Source organism: Streptomyces diacarni (assembly GCF_003323715.1).
Classification (GTDB): Bacteria; Actinomycetota; Actinomycetes; order Streptomycetales; family Streptomycetaceae; genus Streptomyces; species Streptomyces diacarni.
The window spans coordinates 162474-177004 of sequence record NZ_QOIN01000026.1 but is presented as its reverse complement, the minus strand read 5'-3'; the positions used below and the strand labels follow the sequence as shown (position 1 = coordinate 177004).

At 75.0% G+C, this 14531-nt stretch carries 13 protein-coding genes; 5 read left to right on the top strand and 8 right to left on the bottom strand.

Features of this window, described 5'->3' with window-relative positions; translation table 11 throughout:
* Positions 1 to 9 precede the first annotated feature (9 nt).
* Together DTL70_RS03210 and DTL70_RS03205 are read left to right on the top strand one after the other, a co-directional pair.
* Entirely contained in the window at positions 10 to 1107 is a 1098-nt protein-coding gene (locus tag DTL70_RS03210) for a hypothetical protein (protein WP_114020279.1), read from the top strand.
* 231 nt (positions 1108 to 1338) lie between these two features.
* Positions 1339 to 1989, top strand: coding sequence for an HAD family hydrolase (locus DTL70_RS03205; RefSeq protein WP_114020278.1), 651 nt, complete (start codon positions 1339 to 1341; stop codon positions 1987 to 1989).
* Between the two features lie 118 nt (positions 1990 to 2107).
* Here DTL70_RS03205 and DTL70_RS03200 read toward each other — a convergent pair whose 3' ends face one another.
* On the bottom strand, positions 2108 to 2362 hold the full coding sequence (locus DTL70_RS03200; RefSeq protein WP_114020277.1) for a hypothetical protein: 255 nt from the start codon (positions 2360 to 2362) through the stop codon (positions 2108 to 2110).
* A gap of 282 nt (positions 2363 to 2644) precedes the next feature.
* On the opposite strand from DTL70_RS03200, the gene DTL70_RS34730 reads away from it, so the two are divergent.
* On the top strand, positions 2645 to 3028 hold the full coding sequence (locus tag DTL70_RS34730) for a cold-shock protein (protein WP_114016134.1): 384 nt from the start codon (positions 2645 to 2647) through the stop codon (positions 3026 to 3028).
* A 40-nt stretch (positions 3029 to 3068) separates the two neighbouring features.
* On the opposite strand, the gene DTL70_RS03190 is transcribed toward DTL70_RS34730, so the two are convergent.
* From DTL70_RS03190 to DTL70_RS03175, 4 genes are all read right to left on the bottom strand, one after another.
* Complete coding sequence (locus DTL70_RS03190) at positions 3069 to 3926, bottom strand: 1,4-dihydroxy-6-naphtoate synthase (protein ID WP_114020276.1); 858 nt, start codon at positions 3924 to 3926, stop codon at positions 3069 to 3071.
* Between the two features lie 22 nt (positions 3927 to 3948).
* Complete coding sequence (locus DTL70_RS03185) at positions 3949 to 4626, bottom strand: futalosine hydrolase (protein ID WP_114020275.1); 678 nt, start codon at positions 4624 to 4626, stop codon at positions 3949 to 3951.
* A 32-nt stretch (positions 4627 to 4658) separates the two neighbouring features.
* The gene (locus DTL70_RS03180) at positions 4659 to 5177 is read right to left on the bottom strand and encodes a DUF2771 domain-containing protein (RefSeq protein WP_114020274.1); all 519 of its coding nucleotides are present in this window, start codon (positions 5175 to 5177) and stop codon (positions 4659 to 4661) included.
* An 87-nt stretch (positions 5178 to 5264) separates the two neighbouring features.
* Complete coding sequence (locus DTL70_RS03175; RefSeq protein WP_114020273.1) at positions 5265 to 6635, bottom strand: MFS transporter; 1371 nt, start codon at positions 6633 to 6635, stop codon at positions 5265 to 5267.
* A gap of 274 nt (positions 6636 to 6909) precedes the next feature.
* Here DTL70_RS03175 and DTL70_RS03170 point away from each other — a divergent pair, with 274 nt between their 5' ends.
* Together DTL70_RS03170 and DTL70_RS03165 are read left to right on the top strand one after the other, a co-directional pair.
* Positions 6910 to 7809 carry a DUF3027 domain-containing protein gene (locus DTL70_RS03170; RefSeq protein ID WP_114020272.1) on the top strand — a complete coding sequence of 300 codons (900 nt, stop codon included), beginning with the start codon at positions 6910 to 6912 and terminating at the stop codon, positions 7807 to 7809.
* 204 nt (positions 7810 to 8013) lie between these two features.
* On the top strand, positions 8014 to 11241 hold the full coding sequence (locus DTL70_RS03165; RefSeq protein ID WP_114020271.1) for a sacsin N-terminal ATP-binding-like domain-containing protein: 3228 nt from the start codon (positions 8014 to 8016) through the stop codon (positions 11239 to 11241).
* Positions 11242 to 11245: 4 nt separating this feature from the next.
* Here DTL70_RS03165 and DTL70_RS03160 read toward each other — a convergent pair whose 3' ends face one another.
* The 3 genes from DTL70_RS03160 to DTL70_RS03150 form a co-directional block, all read right to left on the bottom strand.
* The gene (locus DTL70_RS03160) at positions 11246 to 11482 is read right to left on the bottom strand and encodes a hypothetical protein (protein ID WP_114020270.1); all 237 of its coding nucleotides are present in this window, start codon (positions 11480 to 11482) and stop codon (positions 11246 to 11248) included.
* A gap of 176 nt (positions 11483 to 11658) precedes the next feature.
* Positions 11659 to 14097 (bottom strand): HAD-IC family P-type ATPase, encoded by a 2439-nt coding sequence (locus tag DTL70_RS03155; protein ID WP_114020269.1) that lies wholly within the window; start codon positions 14095 to 14097, stop codon positions 11659 to 11661.
* A 57-nt stretch (positions 14098 to 14154) separates the two neighbouring features.
* On the bottom strand, positions 14155 to 14415 hold the full coding sequence (locus DTL70_RS03150; protein WP_114020268.1) for a DUF2530 domain-containing protein: 261 nt from the start codon (positions 14413 to 14415) through the stop codon (positions 14155 to 14157).
* Positions 14416 to 14531 lie beyond the last annotated feature (116 nt).

Genomic DNA, 14531 nt, shown 5'->3' with positions numbered 1-14531 from the left:
GGAGACTTGGTGGGGATCGAGAGCGACCATCTCGTGTTCGACTATCTGAGCCGGGTCGGGGACCTGGCTCACAGCACACGCATGACCGCTGCCGAACGGGCCAAGCTCGTCGGCGGTCTGCGCGGCGAGATCGACAGGGCGCGTGCCGCGGACGGCGGCGCGGTGACCAAGGCCGCCGTCCAGAAGATCCTCGACCGCCTCGGCCGCCCCGAGGACGTGGTGGCCTCCGCGGGTGGCGGGCAGGTCACGGGCACGTCGGCGCCGACGCCCTCCGCGCCCTCGGCCTCCGCGGACGCCGCCCCGGCGGCCCCTGCCGCGCCGGAGGTGCCCGTCACCGGGCGTCCCTCCGTGCCCGGGCAGCGCTCGGCTGCCCCCAGCGCCGCCTTCGGGGCGTCCTCCCCGCACCTGGCGAGCCTCGACGAGCTGGGCGACCAGGACAGCGATCCCGACTGGTGGCGTGTCGACCCCAGCCCCTTCGGCAGCGGACCGGGAGGCAGCAACGCCGTCGCGGCGGGGGAGCCGGTGCCCGGTTTCGTCGGCGGCATCGAGTTGCCCGAGCTGCTCAAGCCGCCTCCCGGGGACGACGAGCCGGCCACACCGCAGGCCCCCCGCGCGCGGGCCGTTCCCGCGGCCGCGCCCGGCGCCCCGGGGGCCGAACGGGCCGCCGCGCCCGCGCCCGGTGGTTCCGGTGTGGCGCCGGGGCTGGGCGCCCTCCTGCTGTGGCGGCGCCGTCGGCGCACCCAGGGCGAGGCCGTCGCCCGGCGCGGCGGTTTCGTCGAGTTGGCGGCCGCCGTCCTGCTGGTGGCGGGGGCCGTCATCGGCTCGCTGATCCCGCTGGCCGCGGGGTGGCTGGCCGCCTGGTGGTCGCCCAAGTTGAGCCGTACCGAGGCGAAGTGGGCGGCCCTGGGCATGCCGGGGCTCGTCGTGGTGGGAGCCGGTGTGTGGCTGTGGGGCCGTACCGAGGGCCGGTGGGGCGAGCCGCTGGCCGAGGGCGGTGACGCCCTGCGCGAGGCGATGGGGGACGTCTTCCCCGTCTCGCTGCGCGTGGCGGCGGTGGCCACGGCGCTCTACCTGGTGTGGCGCGCCCGCCGCCCGGCGGCCGGGTAGGAGCGCCCGCCGGGGCGGGTGCCGTCACTCGGTGAGGTCGGCCTCCAGTTCGTCCAGGATCCGGTCGGCGGCGGTGTAGCCGATGCCCTGGCCGGACGGTCGGGGTGGGGATGGCATGGCGCCGCTCTCTCCTCGTCCGCTCCCCGGCGCCGGGGAGCAGGTGGGTAAGGCCGACCTAAGTGTCAGTAGGCTGCCTCAGCGCGCGCCGAAGGGCAAGGCAGAATATCCGGCATGGTTGCGCACGCTTCGTCCTCGGGCCCGGGCCCCACGGTCGGGTTCGATCTCGACATGACGCTGATCGACTCCCGCCCCGGCATCCACGCCACCTGGCGCAGGCTGGCGGAGGAGACGGGCGTGGACATCGACGCGGACCTGGTGGTCACCCGGCTCGGTCCGCCGCTGGTGCAGGAGATGGCGCACTGGTTCCCCGCGGAGGAGATCCCGGCCATGGCCGAGCGCTACCGCCGGCTCTACCCGGATCACGCCATCGAGCCGACCACCGCCATGCCGGGTGCCCGCGCCGCGCTGGAGGCCGTCCAGGCCGCCGGTGGGCGCACCCTCGTCGTCACGGCCAAGTACCGGCCGAGCGCGGCGCTGCACCTGGAACACCTGGGCCTGTGCCCCGACGTGCTGGTCGGCGACCTGTGGGCGGAGGGCAAGGCGGAGGCGCTGACCGCGCACGGCGCCTCCGCGTACGTGGGCGACCACGTGGGGGACGTGCGGGGTGCGCGGATGGCGGGTGCGGTCTCCGTGGCCGTCGCCACCGGGCCGTGTGGCGCGGCCGAGCTGGCTGCTGAGGGTGCCGACGTGGTGCTGCCCGGTCTGGCGGGCTTCCCCTCGTGGCTGGCCGCCTTCGCCGGGGACGGCCGTACGGCCGCGTAGGGCTTTTTCCGGGGCCTTTCCGTCGAGGGCGTGCCACTGTTCGGGGTGTGCGGTCCGCGGGTTGATTGTGGCTGGTCGCGCAGTTCCCCGCGCCCCTTCGGGGCTCCCGTCGGGCGCGTCAGGTGTGGGGGGTGGTGCGGCGCTGGGCCAAGGCTGTGCGTACGACGCCGGCGGCGGCCAGGGTGAAGCCGATGCCCATCAGCATGCAGACCAGGTAGGCGGGCGACGGGAAAGGCGAGGTGCCCAGGAACAGCGGGGCCACCGTGACGACCGTGGCCACGGCGCCGATCAGGAAGACGATCCCGCCGATACGTACGAGAAGATCACCGGCGGACGGAGTTTCAGTGTTCACCCACACAGGGTAGATCCGCATGCGAGTGCTCCGGCAGCGGGGCGCTCGGCACCATGGGAAGAGCCCTGCGCTCTGTGGCACCTTGCCACGGAGCCCCGGGCCATTAACCTTGGTGGTGGCGGGTCATGCGGCCCGCCCGACTGCTATTCCGGGGGATCGGGGGTCGGGGGCGCCAGCGGTGGTCCCGGGGCCTGCCCCGCCCCAGCAGCCAGTTTTCCAGACAGCCGCAGCTTTTCAACCAGCCGCAGCTTCCAGCCAGCCGCAGCCCGGTGCATCCGGACGAGTACGAGGACGAGGACAGACGTGCCTACCGGCAAGGTCAAGTGGTTCAACAGCGAGAAGGGCTTCGGCTTTCTCTCCCGCGACGACGGCGGTGACGTCTTCGTGCACTCGTCCGTCCTCCCGGACGGGGTGGACGCGCTCAAGCCCGGACAGCGGGTGGAGTTCGGCGTCGTCGCCGGACAGCGGGGTGACCAGGCGCTCTCCCTGTCGCTGCTGGACCCGGCCCCGTCCGTGGCGGCGGCGCAGCGCCGCAAGCCGGACGAGCTGGCCTCCATCGTGCAGGACCTGACGACACTGCTGGACGGCGTCTCCCAGTCCCTGGAGCGCGGCCGCTACCCCGACAAGCAGCACGGCCGCAAGATCGCCGGCATGCTCCGCGCGGTCGCCGACCAGCTCGACGTCTGACCTGCGCCCGCGCCCCCGCCGGGGGCGCGGGTACGGCGCGCTACGGAAAGGCCAGCGCGTCAGGGCCGAGGGCCGGCACGAGTCCCTCGGCGGCGGCACGCTCCAGTAGCCCGCGGACCGCCGCGTAGCCGTCCTCGCCCAGGTTCTCGGTGAACTCGTTCACGTACAGCCCGATGTGCTGTTCGGCCACGGCCGGGTCCATCTCCTGCGCGTGCTCCAGCACGTACGGCCTGGAGGCCTCCGGGTCCTGCCAGGCCATGTGTACCGAGGTGCGGATGGCGCGGGCCAGCTCGGCCAGTGTCCCGGCGCCGAGCGAGCGCTTGGCGATGATGGCGCCGAGCGGGATGGGCAGCCCGGTCGTGGCCTCCCAGTGCTCGCCCATGTCGGCCAGCTTGTGCAGGCCGTAGTTCTGGTAGGTGAAGCGGGCCTCGTGGATGACCAGCCCGGCCTCGACCTTGCCGTCGCGCACCGCGGGCATGATCTCGTTGAACGGCATCACCACGATCTCGCCCACCCCGCCGGGCACCTCGGCGGCGGCCCACAGCCGGAAGAGCAGGTACGCGGTGGAGCGCTCGCTGGGGACGGCCACGGTCTTCCCGCTCAGTGCCGCCGCGTCACCTGCTTGACCGGTGAGCACCAAAGGACCGCAGCCGCGGCCCAGCGCCCCGCCGCACGGCAGCAGCGCGTACTGGTCGAGCACCCACGGCAGCACCGCGTACGAGACCTTCAGCACGTCCAACTCGCCGCGCTCGGCCATGCCGTTGGTGAGGTCGATGTCCGCGAACGTCACCGTGGGCGCAGCGGCGTCCGGTACCCGGCCGTGCGCCCACGCGTCGAAGACGAACGTGTCGTTGGGGCAGGGCGAGTAGGCGATCGAGAGCGGCGCTGCTGTGGCCATGACGGACTCCTTCTGTGTCGTGCTAAGGGACCAGCGTGCCGAAGGCGGCCGTGAGCGCGGCGAGCGCCTGCGGAATCCGCCATGCGGCACGGTCCCGGGGGCCGACGGCGTTGGAGACGGTGCGGATCTCCAGGAAGTCCACACCGTCGGCGTGCGCCGTCGCGGCCTCGGCGACGCCGAACCCCTCCATCGCCTCGGCGGCCGCCGTCGGATACCGCGTCAGGAGCAGGTCGGCGTGGCGCCGGGTGCCGGTGGTCGTCGAGACGCTGAGCACGGTGCCCCGCCTGCCGCCGGTGGCCTCGGCGACGGCGCCGACCAGCGCGGCGGCGGGGCGGTGCTCACTCGTGCCGAATCCCAGGTCCGCGACGGAGGCGAAGCCTGGGGGATCCTCCCCGCTCCCGGGCAGTTCGGAGCCCAGGTCGGCGGCGACGAGGCGGTCGGCGATCACCGTGTCGCCGACGTGCACACCGTTGGCGGCGAAGCCGCCGCCGATGCCCGCCGAGACGACCAGGTCGTAGGGGCGGCCCTCGTGTGCGGCCGTCATCAGGGCTGTGGTCGTGCGGGCCGCCACGGCGGCCGGGCCGACCCCGCCGACGAGGACGTCGCAGTGCGGCGCGGTCCCCGCGGTGGCCGCCGCCACCGCTTCCCGCTCCGCGGGCACGGCCGCCACGACCAGCACCCGCCGAAACCGCCGCAGCACCTCGCCGTCCCCTCGCCGGTGGCTTCCGCCCCCTACTTCTTGCTGTTCTTCAGGTTCAGGTGCCAGATGCCGTTGAAGTCGCCGCCGGAGGTCTGCACGACGGTGACCTGGACGCTCTTCTTCGGCGCCGAGGGCTGCCCCGAGGCGGAGGCCTGCTGGAAGAAGACCTCGCCCTGGAAGGAGTAGTAGGTCTTGTTCAGCGGCTCGGACAGCGCCGGCTTCCCGTCGACCAGGACGAGCCACCCGTCGTCCGCGGTCTTCGGGTCGACGCCGATGCGCAGCTTGTCACCGGTGCTGACGGAGATCGTCTCGTCGGCCTTCTTGCCGAGGCACTTGCGCACCTCGTCCTGCGGGATCGCCTTGCCGTCGTCGTAGCAGGCGGCCTCGGTGGAGACGGAGTCCCCGCCGACCGTCGCGGTCACCATGGGGCTCGGCTGCTCGCACGCCGAGAGGGCGACGAGGCCGAGCGAGGCGGCACCGAGGGCGGAGGCGGTGCGCACGCCCCGCCGCGACTGTGACGACATGCGGCCCTGCCGCGCGAGCTTGCTCATGCGGGCAGGCTATCGGGCGCCCCCGGTTCCACCGCGCGGGGGTGCGGCGTGCCGCGCCGCGAGCACCGGCACCACCCCGCGCGCGGCTCACACCACCCGCGGATGCGGCGTCCCGCGCCGCGCGGCGCCCAGCAGCCGCCGTACGGCAGTGCCCACACCGACCGCGACCAGTCCCGCGGCCACCCCCATGCCGAGCCGCCCCGCCAGCGGCAGCGCCATGGCGAGCGCGCCGCCGGCCACCCACGACATCTGCATCAGGGTCTCGGAGCGGGCGAAGGCGGAGGTGCGGACCTGCTCGGGGACGTCGCGCTGGATGAGCGCGTCGAGCGACAGCTTCCCCAGGGCCTGCACGATGCCCGCGGTGGCGGCGACGGCGGTGACGGCGACCGTTCCGTACAGCACGGCGGCGACGACGGCCGAGGCCAGGGCGGTCAGCAGCGCGGCCGTGAGGAGCACTTCGGGGGCGCGGGCGCGCAGCCAGGCGCCGAGCGCGGTGCCCAGGGCGTTGCCGCCCCCGGCCGCGACACCCGCCAGGCCCAGCGAGACGGCGGCCGACAGCCCGTCGAAAGGGTGCTCGCGCAGCAGGAAGGCCAGGAAGAAGGTGAGGAACCCGGACAGGGCGCGCAGCGCGGAGTTGGCGCACAGCGCGCTGACCACCGAGACGCCGACCGTGCGCAGACCGGGCCGCCCGGCTCCGCGCTCCTCGCCCGCCCCGTCGCTGGGCGCGGTCCGCGCCAGCCTGGCCGGGCTTTCCCCCTTCGCCGAGTCGACCTTGGGGTCGAGAGAGAAGGAGAGGAAGGTACCCAGCAGGAACAGCGCGCACGCCCCGTACAGCGGCCACTTGGCGCCCAGCGCGTGCAGGGCCGCACCGGCGGGCGCGGCGGCGCCCGTGGCCAGCAGCCCCGCGAGCGTCACCCGCGAGTTGGCCTTGACCAGCCACACCCGTGGCGGCAGCAGCCTGGGCACCACGGCCGAGCGCACCACCCCGTACGCCTTCGACGAGACGAGCACGCCCAGCGCCGCCGGATACAGCTCCAGGCCGCCGGTGGCCACGGCGCCCGCCATGGTCAGCGCCAGCAGGGCGCGGGCCAGCATCGCGGCGGCCATCGCGGCGCGCCGCCCGTGCGGGACGCGGTCGAGGAGCGGACCGATGACGGGGGCGAGCAGCGCGAAGGGCGCCATCGTCACGGCCAGGTAGAGCGCGACGCGCCCACGGGCCTCGCCGGTGGGGACGGAGAAGAAGACGGTGGAGGCGAGCGCCACCGTGATGAGCATGTCGCCCGCCGAGTTGACGGCGTGCAGCTCGATGAGCTTGCCGAGCCCGGACTCCCCCGCGCCGCCCGCGTGGGTGGCGCGTCGCACGCGGCGGGCCAGGGCGGCAGGTGGCCGCCGCAGGCCGCGTGCGAGACGGCGCGCCCTGCTGCCTGTGCTGGGTTTGCCGAGCTTGTCGAGCGGCACGCCGTTCAGTGTGCACCAGAACGGGGCGTTCGTTTCTCCCCTGAGCGGACAGCACGAGCCGTCCGAGGGCTGGCTGCGGATTTCTTCCGTGACCCCGTGGGGTAGCGTGGGTGAACGGTGCGCACCGTATGGCCTTTGAGCGCGGGCGCGGACGTCGCAGCGGCCACCCGGTCCCGCTCCGTCCCCGACCCGGCCCCTCCACTCGTGGCCGTCCGGGCAGTGCACGCCGACAACGGCGCTACGGCGTAGGAGAGACGATTCTTGTGAGTGCTGCATGACTGCCGCGACCCGGAGTACGAGCCGTGGAGCGCGGAGCCGGCGCGCCCCCGACAAGCTGTGTGCCGAGGCCGTGGAACTGGCGAGGGCCGCGGCCGAGGAGGCGGCGGCGCCCGGAGTGGTCGGCGCGTGGATCGAGGCCGTCGCCGACGCCGAACGCGTGGTCACGCACTTCTTCGAGGCCCACGAGCCCGGCTACCGCGGGTGGCGCTGGGCGGTGACGGTCGCCCGCGCCTCGCGGGCCAAGAACGTCACGGTCGACGAGTCGGTGCTGCTCCCCGGCTCCGACGCGCTGCTCGCCCCCGAGTGGGTGCCCTGGAGCGAGCGGCTGCGCCCCGGCGACCTGGGGCCCGGCGATCTGCTGCCCACCGACGCGGACGACCTGCGTCTGGAGCCCGGTTTCTCCGGCGAGGACGAGCCGCTGCCCGACTCGCCCGTCGCCGACGAGGGCACCGAGGAGGCGGGGCCGCTGCGCGCGGCCATCGGCGGCGTCGCCGCCGAGCCCGGCATGGGCAGGTCCCGCGTGCTCTCCCGCTACGGGCTGCACACCGCGGCCGACCGCTGGGAGGAGTCGTACGGGCCGAAGACGCCGATGGCGCAGGCGGCCCCGGCCGCCTGCATGAGCTGCGGCTTCCTCGTCCCGGTCGCGGGCTCGCTGCGGCAGGCGTTCGGGATCTGCGCCAACGAGTACAGCCCGGCCGACGGCCACGTCGTCTCCCTCGCGTTCGGCTGCGGCGGTCACTCCGAGGCGGCGGTCATGCCCCGCACCCCGCAGCCGCCGCCCCCGGTCGTCGACGAGACGCTGGCCGACCCCTTCGGCCTCACGGACGAGGCGCGCGAGGGGCCCGGAAACCCCGCGCCGGCCTCCGGCCTGAACGCCCCTGACACCTCCGGCTGACCGCGCCCCTCCGCACCCGGCACCCGGCAGCCCCGGCCGCGGCACCTCACGACCGGCCGCCCCGGCGGGGTGCTAGGAGCACGGGCACGGGCGGCTGAACGGGCGGGCCCTTCGCGGCGTGCCGTACTCTTCCCTCTCGCCCGGCCGCGGAAGTCGCCGGGCGGGACGACGGGGCGGGATGCGAGTGCCGAGGAGGCCGGTGGCGTGAGGGACAGCTTCGGGGCGAGGCCGAAGGACGCGTCCGCGGACACGTTCGGGACCGGACGGCTGCGGCACGGGGTGCTGGAGGCGTGGCGTTCGTCCGCGGCCCGCTTCCGTGAGGACGCCAACGCGGAGCAGGATCTCGCGCTGGGCGGCTACCGCGACCGGCTGGTGGTGGAGCTGGCACAGAACGCCTCGGACGCCGCGGCCCGCGCGGGCGTCGCGGGACGGCTGCGGCTCTGCCTGGGCGCGGACGGCACGCTGAGCGCCGCCAACACCGGGCAGCCGCTGGACGCGGCCGGTGTCGAGTCGCTGGCCACCCTGCGGGCCTCGGCCAAGCGCGACGAGCCCGATCTGGGTGCCGTCGGCAGGTTCGGTGTCGGCTTCTCCGCCGTGCTGGCCGTCACCGACGCGCCGGCCGTCGTGGACAGGTCGGGCCAGGGGGTGCGCTGGTCGCTGACCGAGGCCGGGGAGCTGACGCGGCAGGCCGCCGCCGACAGCCCGGATCTGGCCGCGGAACTGGACCGCCGCGAGGGGCACGTGCCGCTGCTGCGGCTGCCCCTGCCCGCCGCGTACGGCCAGGCGGTGGTGCCTGCCGGGTACGACACGGCCGTGCTGCTCCCGCTGCGGGACGAGGCCGCGCACGACCTGGTCGGGCGGCTGCTGGACGCGGTGGACGACGCGCTGCTGCTGGCGCTGCCGGGGCTGAGCGAGGTCGTCGTCGTCAGCGAACCCGAAGGCCCTGCGCGCACCCTGACGCGCCACGACGAGGGCGCCCACGTCCGGATCGAGGATTCGGCCACCGGATCGACCCGGTGGCGCCTCGCGGCCGCGCACGGGGTCGCGGACGCCGAACTGCTCGCGGACCGGCCCGTGGAGGAGCGCACGCGCCCTGGCTGGTCCCTGACCTGGGCGGTGCCGGTCGACGGCGAGGGGTCTCCGGTCAAGCCGGGTACGGCGGCGTGTGTGCACGCGCCCACGCCCACGGACGAGCCGCTGGGGTTCCCCGCGCTGCTGCTGGCCTCCTTCCCGCTGGAGCCGACCCGCCGCCACGTCGCGCCGGGCCCGCTGACCCGGTTCCTGCTGGGGCGGGCCGCCGACGCCTACGCGGAGCTGCTGCGCGGGTGGCACCCGGTGGCGCCGGGGACCCTGGACCTGGTGCCGGGCCCGCTCGGACTGGGCGAGCTGGACGGCCGGTTGCGCGCGCTGGTGCTGGAGCGGCTGCCCGAGGTGCCGTTCCTGGCGAGCGCGGCGGTCCGCGGGTACGGGGAACAACCGGCGGAGCCGGGCGAACGGTACGCGCTGCGCCCCCGCGACGCCGAGATCATCGAGGGCGCGGGGGCGGCCACCGTCGCCGTCCTCGCGGAGGTGTTCGGCAACCTGTTGCCCGCAGGGCTGGAGCGCAGGCCGGAGCTGCGGGCCCTGGAGGTGGCCCGGGTGCCGCTGGGCGAGGCCGTCGACCGGCTCACCGGTGTGGAGCGGGAGCCCGGCTGGTGGTGGCGGCTGTACGACTCGCTCGCCGGGGTCGATCCCGAGCGGTTGACGGGGCTGCCCGTGCCGCTGGCCGACGGGCGCCGTGCGGTGGGGCCCCGCCATGTGCTGCTGCCGCTGCCGGACGGTGCCGTCACGGGCGGGAGGCTGGCCCGCCTGGGGCTGAAGGCCGCGCACGCCGAGGCCGTACACCCGCTGCTGGAGAGGCTGGGCGCGACCACGGCCACGCCGCACGCCGTGCTGACGACCCCGCAGGTGCGCGCCGCGGTGGCCGCCTCGCTGGAGGCGGAGGAGGCCTGGGACGAGGACGACGGCGGCCTGGCGCCCGAGGAGCTGGTGGAGACGGTGCTGGGCCTCGTCCGCGACGCGCACCTCGCGCCGGGCGACGAGCCGTGGCTGGGCGCTCTCGCGCTGCCCGACGAGGACGGCGAGCCGATGCCGGCGGCCGAACTGGTCTACCCCGGCTCCCCGTTCGCGCGCGTGCTGCGCGAGGGCGAACTGGCCGCCTGCGACGCGGAGCTGGCCGAGCGCTGGGGCGAGGGGCCGCTGACGGCCGTCGGGGTGCAGGCGGCCTTCGCGCTGGTGCGGGCCGAGGACGTCGTGCTCGACCCGGACGGCTTCGAGCCGCGCGAGAGCGACTACCCCGAACCCGACGACCCGGGGCTGCTGGACGCCGTCGACGTGTGGTGCGAGGACGTGCTCGACCAGCTGGCGGCCGACGGCCACACGGACGACACCGACGCCGACGCCGGCTACGCCGTCCCGCCGGTCGCGGTCGAACTGGTGGCCGTGCGCGACCTCGACCTGGTCGACGACGCGTGCTGGCCCGAGGCGCTGGCCATGCTCGCGAGGCCGCCGCTGCGGGACGCGCTGACGGCGCCGGTGCGGGTACGCCTCGCCGACGGCACCGTCACCGGCGTCCGCCCCTACACCGCCTGGTGGCTGCGCGGCCATCCCGTGCTCGACGGCCGCCGCCCCGCCGGGCTGCGCGCCGCCAGGGCCGACCCGCTGCTGCGCGGGCTCTACGAGGAGGCCGACCCGGGAGAGGTCACCGACGACCGCGTCCTGCGGGCTCTCGGCGTCCGCACCACCGCGGCGGCGCTGCTGGCCGAGCCCGGCGGAGCCGCCGAACTCCTCACCCGCCTCGCCGACCCCGACCTGCCCTCCCCGGCGCACGCCGCCCACGAGGGGGACCCCGCCCAGCTGCACGGCCTCTACACCCTGCTGGCCTCGGCAGGTCTGGACCCGGAGACGGTGACGCTGCCGGACGAGCTGCGCGCGGTGCGCGGCGGCGAGACGGTCGTCGTGGACGCGGCCGAGGCCCTGGTGGCCGACGCGCCCGACGTGCTCCCCCTCCTCGCGGACCGCGCCCTGCTGCCGGTGGCACCCGCCCACGCGGCCGAGCTGGCCGGCCTGCTGGAGGTGCGGCGGGCGAGCGAGGCGGCGGCGGAGCTGGTGCCGCGGGAGCCCGGCACCGAGCGGGAGGTTCCCGCCGCCGTGCGGGAACTGCTGCCCCACGCGCCCTCCCACTACCGCGAGCACGAGGAGCTGGTGCTCGGCGGGGTGGACCTGGACTGGCGCCGCACCCCGGACGGCACCCTCCACGCCGCCACCCTGGAGGGGCTCGCCTCGGCCCTGGCCTGGTCCTGCGGCGCCTGGCCGCGCCGCTTCGAGCTGACGGCCCTGCTGGAGGATCAAGGCCGGGCGGTGGAGCTGTCGCGGGCCCGCTGGTTCGACTGAGGCCTTACGGCGCGCTGTCGGCCAGCTGGGTGCGGCCCTGGGTGCGGGCGCAGTGGGCGCAGCAGAAGTACTGGCCGTTCGTCTCCATACCGTGGCCCAGGATGCGGCACCCGCAGTTCTCGCACACGGGCGCCATCTTGTGGGCCGCGCACTCCAGGCAGTCGAACACGTGCACCTGTCCGGCGGCGCGGACCTCGAAGGTGTGGGGGTAGTCGTTGTCGCAGACCTCGCAGACGGGCATGGCCGCTCTCCTTCGGTGCTCAGGTGGGGCTCCGGTGTGCTGGGCGAGCACATCGTTACCCCGCGGGCCCGCCCCCGCGACCCCGCCTTCCGCCACCCGGTGCGCACCCGTTGGAGCGGTCACGGCACCGGGACGGCGGCGCGGCGGCGCCGTCGGCCGCCGTGCTCCCGGCGCGGTCAGGCGGGCAGCCGCCTGGCCACCAGGCGCCACGCGGCCTCCAGCAGGACGCCCGCCACCGCGGCCACCCCCACCGCGGTCCACGGCACGGCGGTGCCGACCAGCTTGAGCGCGAAGAAGCGCTGGAGCCACGGGGTCGCCAGCACCACCAGGAAGGCGACCCCCATCGCCGCCACCAGCCCCACCCGCCACCACGTGTAGGGCCGCGCCACGATGGCCAGCACCCACATGGCGATCAGGAAGAGGGTCAGCGTCGCGGCGCTGGTCTCGGCGGCCAGCGCCTCGGCGCCGCTGTAGTGGTGCCGCGCCAGCAGGTACGTGGCGAACGTGGCCGCCCCGGCGATCAGTCCGCAGGGCACCGCGTAGCGCAGGACGCGCCGCACGAAGTGCGGCCTGGCCCGTTCCCTGTTGGGTGCCAGGGCGAGGAAGAAGGCCGGGATGCCGATGGTCAGCGAGGACAGCAGCGTCAGGTGGCGGGGGAGGAACGGGTAGGGGACCTGCCAGCAGATGACGAGCACGGCCAGCAGCACGGAGTAGACCGTCTTGGTCAAGAACAGGTTGGCGACCCGTTCGATGTTGCCGATGACCCGGCGGCCCTCGCCGACGACCGAGGGCAGCGTCGCGAAGCTGTCGTCCAGCAGCACGATCTGGGCCACCGCCTTGGTCGCCTCGGAGCCCGAGCCCATGCAGACCCCGATGTCGGCGTCCTTGAGCGCGAGGACGTCGTTGACGCCGTCGCCGGTCATCGCCACCGTGTGCCCCTCCGCCTGGAGGGCGCCCACCAGCTGCCGCTTCTGCTGCGGTGTGACCCGCCCGAAGACCGTTCCGCCCTCCACCGCGCGGGCCAGGCGGGTGCGGTCGGCGGGCATCTCGCGCGCGTCGACGGGGTGCTGGGCGCCGGGCAGCCGGAGTTTCGCGGCGACCGCGCCGACGGAGACCGCGTTGTCACCCGAGATCACCTTGGTGTCGACGTCCTGCTCGGCGAAGTAGGCGAGGGTGTCCCCGGCGTCGGGCCGCAGCCGCTGTTCGAGGACGACGAGCGCCGCGGGACGCGTGAGGGGCTCCCCGTGCGCCTGACCGCCGTCCGAGCGGGCGCCGGGGTCGGGGCCGGCGCCGGGGTGCGGGCCCGGGTCCGGGAGGCCGTCGCCGCTGTGCGGCAGCCCGTTCGCCGCGTGCGCCAGCAGCAGTACCCGCAGGCCCTCCCGGTCCAGCCGGTCCACCTCGGCCAGTACGGGGTGGCCCGCCGTCAGGAGCACGTCGGGGGCGCCCAGCAGCCAGGCGCTGGGGGTGCCGTCCGGTTCGGCGAAGGCGGCACCGCTGTACTTGCGGGCGGAGGAGAAGGGCAGGGTTGCGGTCAGGCGCCAGGCGCCGGGGCCGTCCCCGGGCGCCGGGTAGGCCGCGCCGATCGCCTGGAGGCTGGCGTTGGGGTGCGGATCGGAGGCTCCGAACGCCGCCAGCACCCGGGCCAGGTAGGCCTCGTCGGCCCCGTCGAGGGCGCGCACCTCGGCGACGTCCATGCCGCCCTCCGTCAGGGTGCCCGTCTTGTCGAGGCAGACGACGTCGACCCGCGCCAGTCCCTCGATGGCGGGCAGCTCCTGGACGAGGCACTGTCGGCGGCCCAGCCGGATGACGCCGATGGCGAAGGCCACCGAGGTCAGCAGCACCAGCCCCTCGGGCACCATCGGCACGATGCCGGCGACCATGCGCCGCACGGCCTCGTGCACGTCGTTGTGCTCGACGACGAGCTGGCTGAGAATCAGGCCGAGCGCGGCCGGGACCATCATCCAGGTGATGTACTTCAGCAGTCGGCTGATGCCGCCGCGCAGTTCGGAGTGGACGAGCGTGAAGCGGCTGGCCTCCTCGGCGAGCTGCGCCGCGTAGGCCTGGCGGCCCACTCGCGTCGCGGTGAAGGCGCCGGTGCCCGCCACCACGAAGCTGCCGGACAGCACGGCGTCCCCCGGCCGCTTGGCGACCGGTTCTGACTCGCCGGTCAGCAGGGACTCGTCGACCTCCAGGCCGTCCGCCTCCGCCACCTCGCCGTCGACCACGCACTTGTCGCCGGGGCGCAGCGCGATCAGGTCGCCCAGCACGATCCGGTCGGTGGGCAGCTCAGTGGTGCGCCCGTCACGCCGTACCCGGGGGCGGGCCTCCCCGATGACGGCGAGGTTGTCGAGCGTCCGCTTGGCGCGCAGCTCCTGGATGATGCCGATGCCCGTGTTGGCCACGATGACGAAGCCGAAGAGGCCGTCCTGGAGCGGGCCGACGACCAGGATGATCAGGAAGAGGACGCCGATGAGCGCGTTGAAGCGGGTGAGGACGTTGGCGCGGACGATGTCGGCGGCCGACCTGCTGTTGCGCGGGGGGACGTCGTTGACCTCCCCGCGCTCGACGCGCTCGGCGACTTCCGCCTCGGTGAGACCTTCGCCCGCAAGTGTCATGTTTCGACGGTACGGGGCACTCGGGGCGCGAGGAGGACGGTGGCGCGTCGCGCCGTCTCAGTCCTGCCGGGCCCGCCTGATCGCCTTGTCCCGGGCGCGCACGTACCAGATGCCGACGCAGCCCAGGCCCGCTCCGGCGGCGCAGGTCCACACCCACCAGGAGTGGCCCTTGTCGGCGAACCAGCCGTAGAAGGGGAGTTGGCCGAGGAAGAGGACGAGCCAGATCAGGGTGCCGGCCACGACCGTGCCGACGACGTTGCCCTCCAGCGGCTCGGGGGCCTCGCGCTCGCCGTTGGTCCACTTGTCCATCAGACCCATCGCCACGGCTCCCTCGTTTCCGGTCCTGTCAGGACCCCAGCCTAGCGAGGGGCGTCGGGGGGTCAGGGGGCGGAGTTGGCGATCAGGCCGTTCGTTTGTTCATACTGAAACCAACT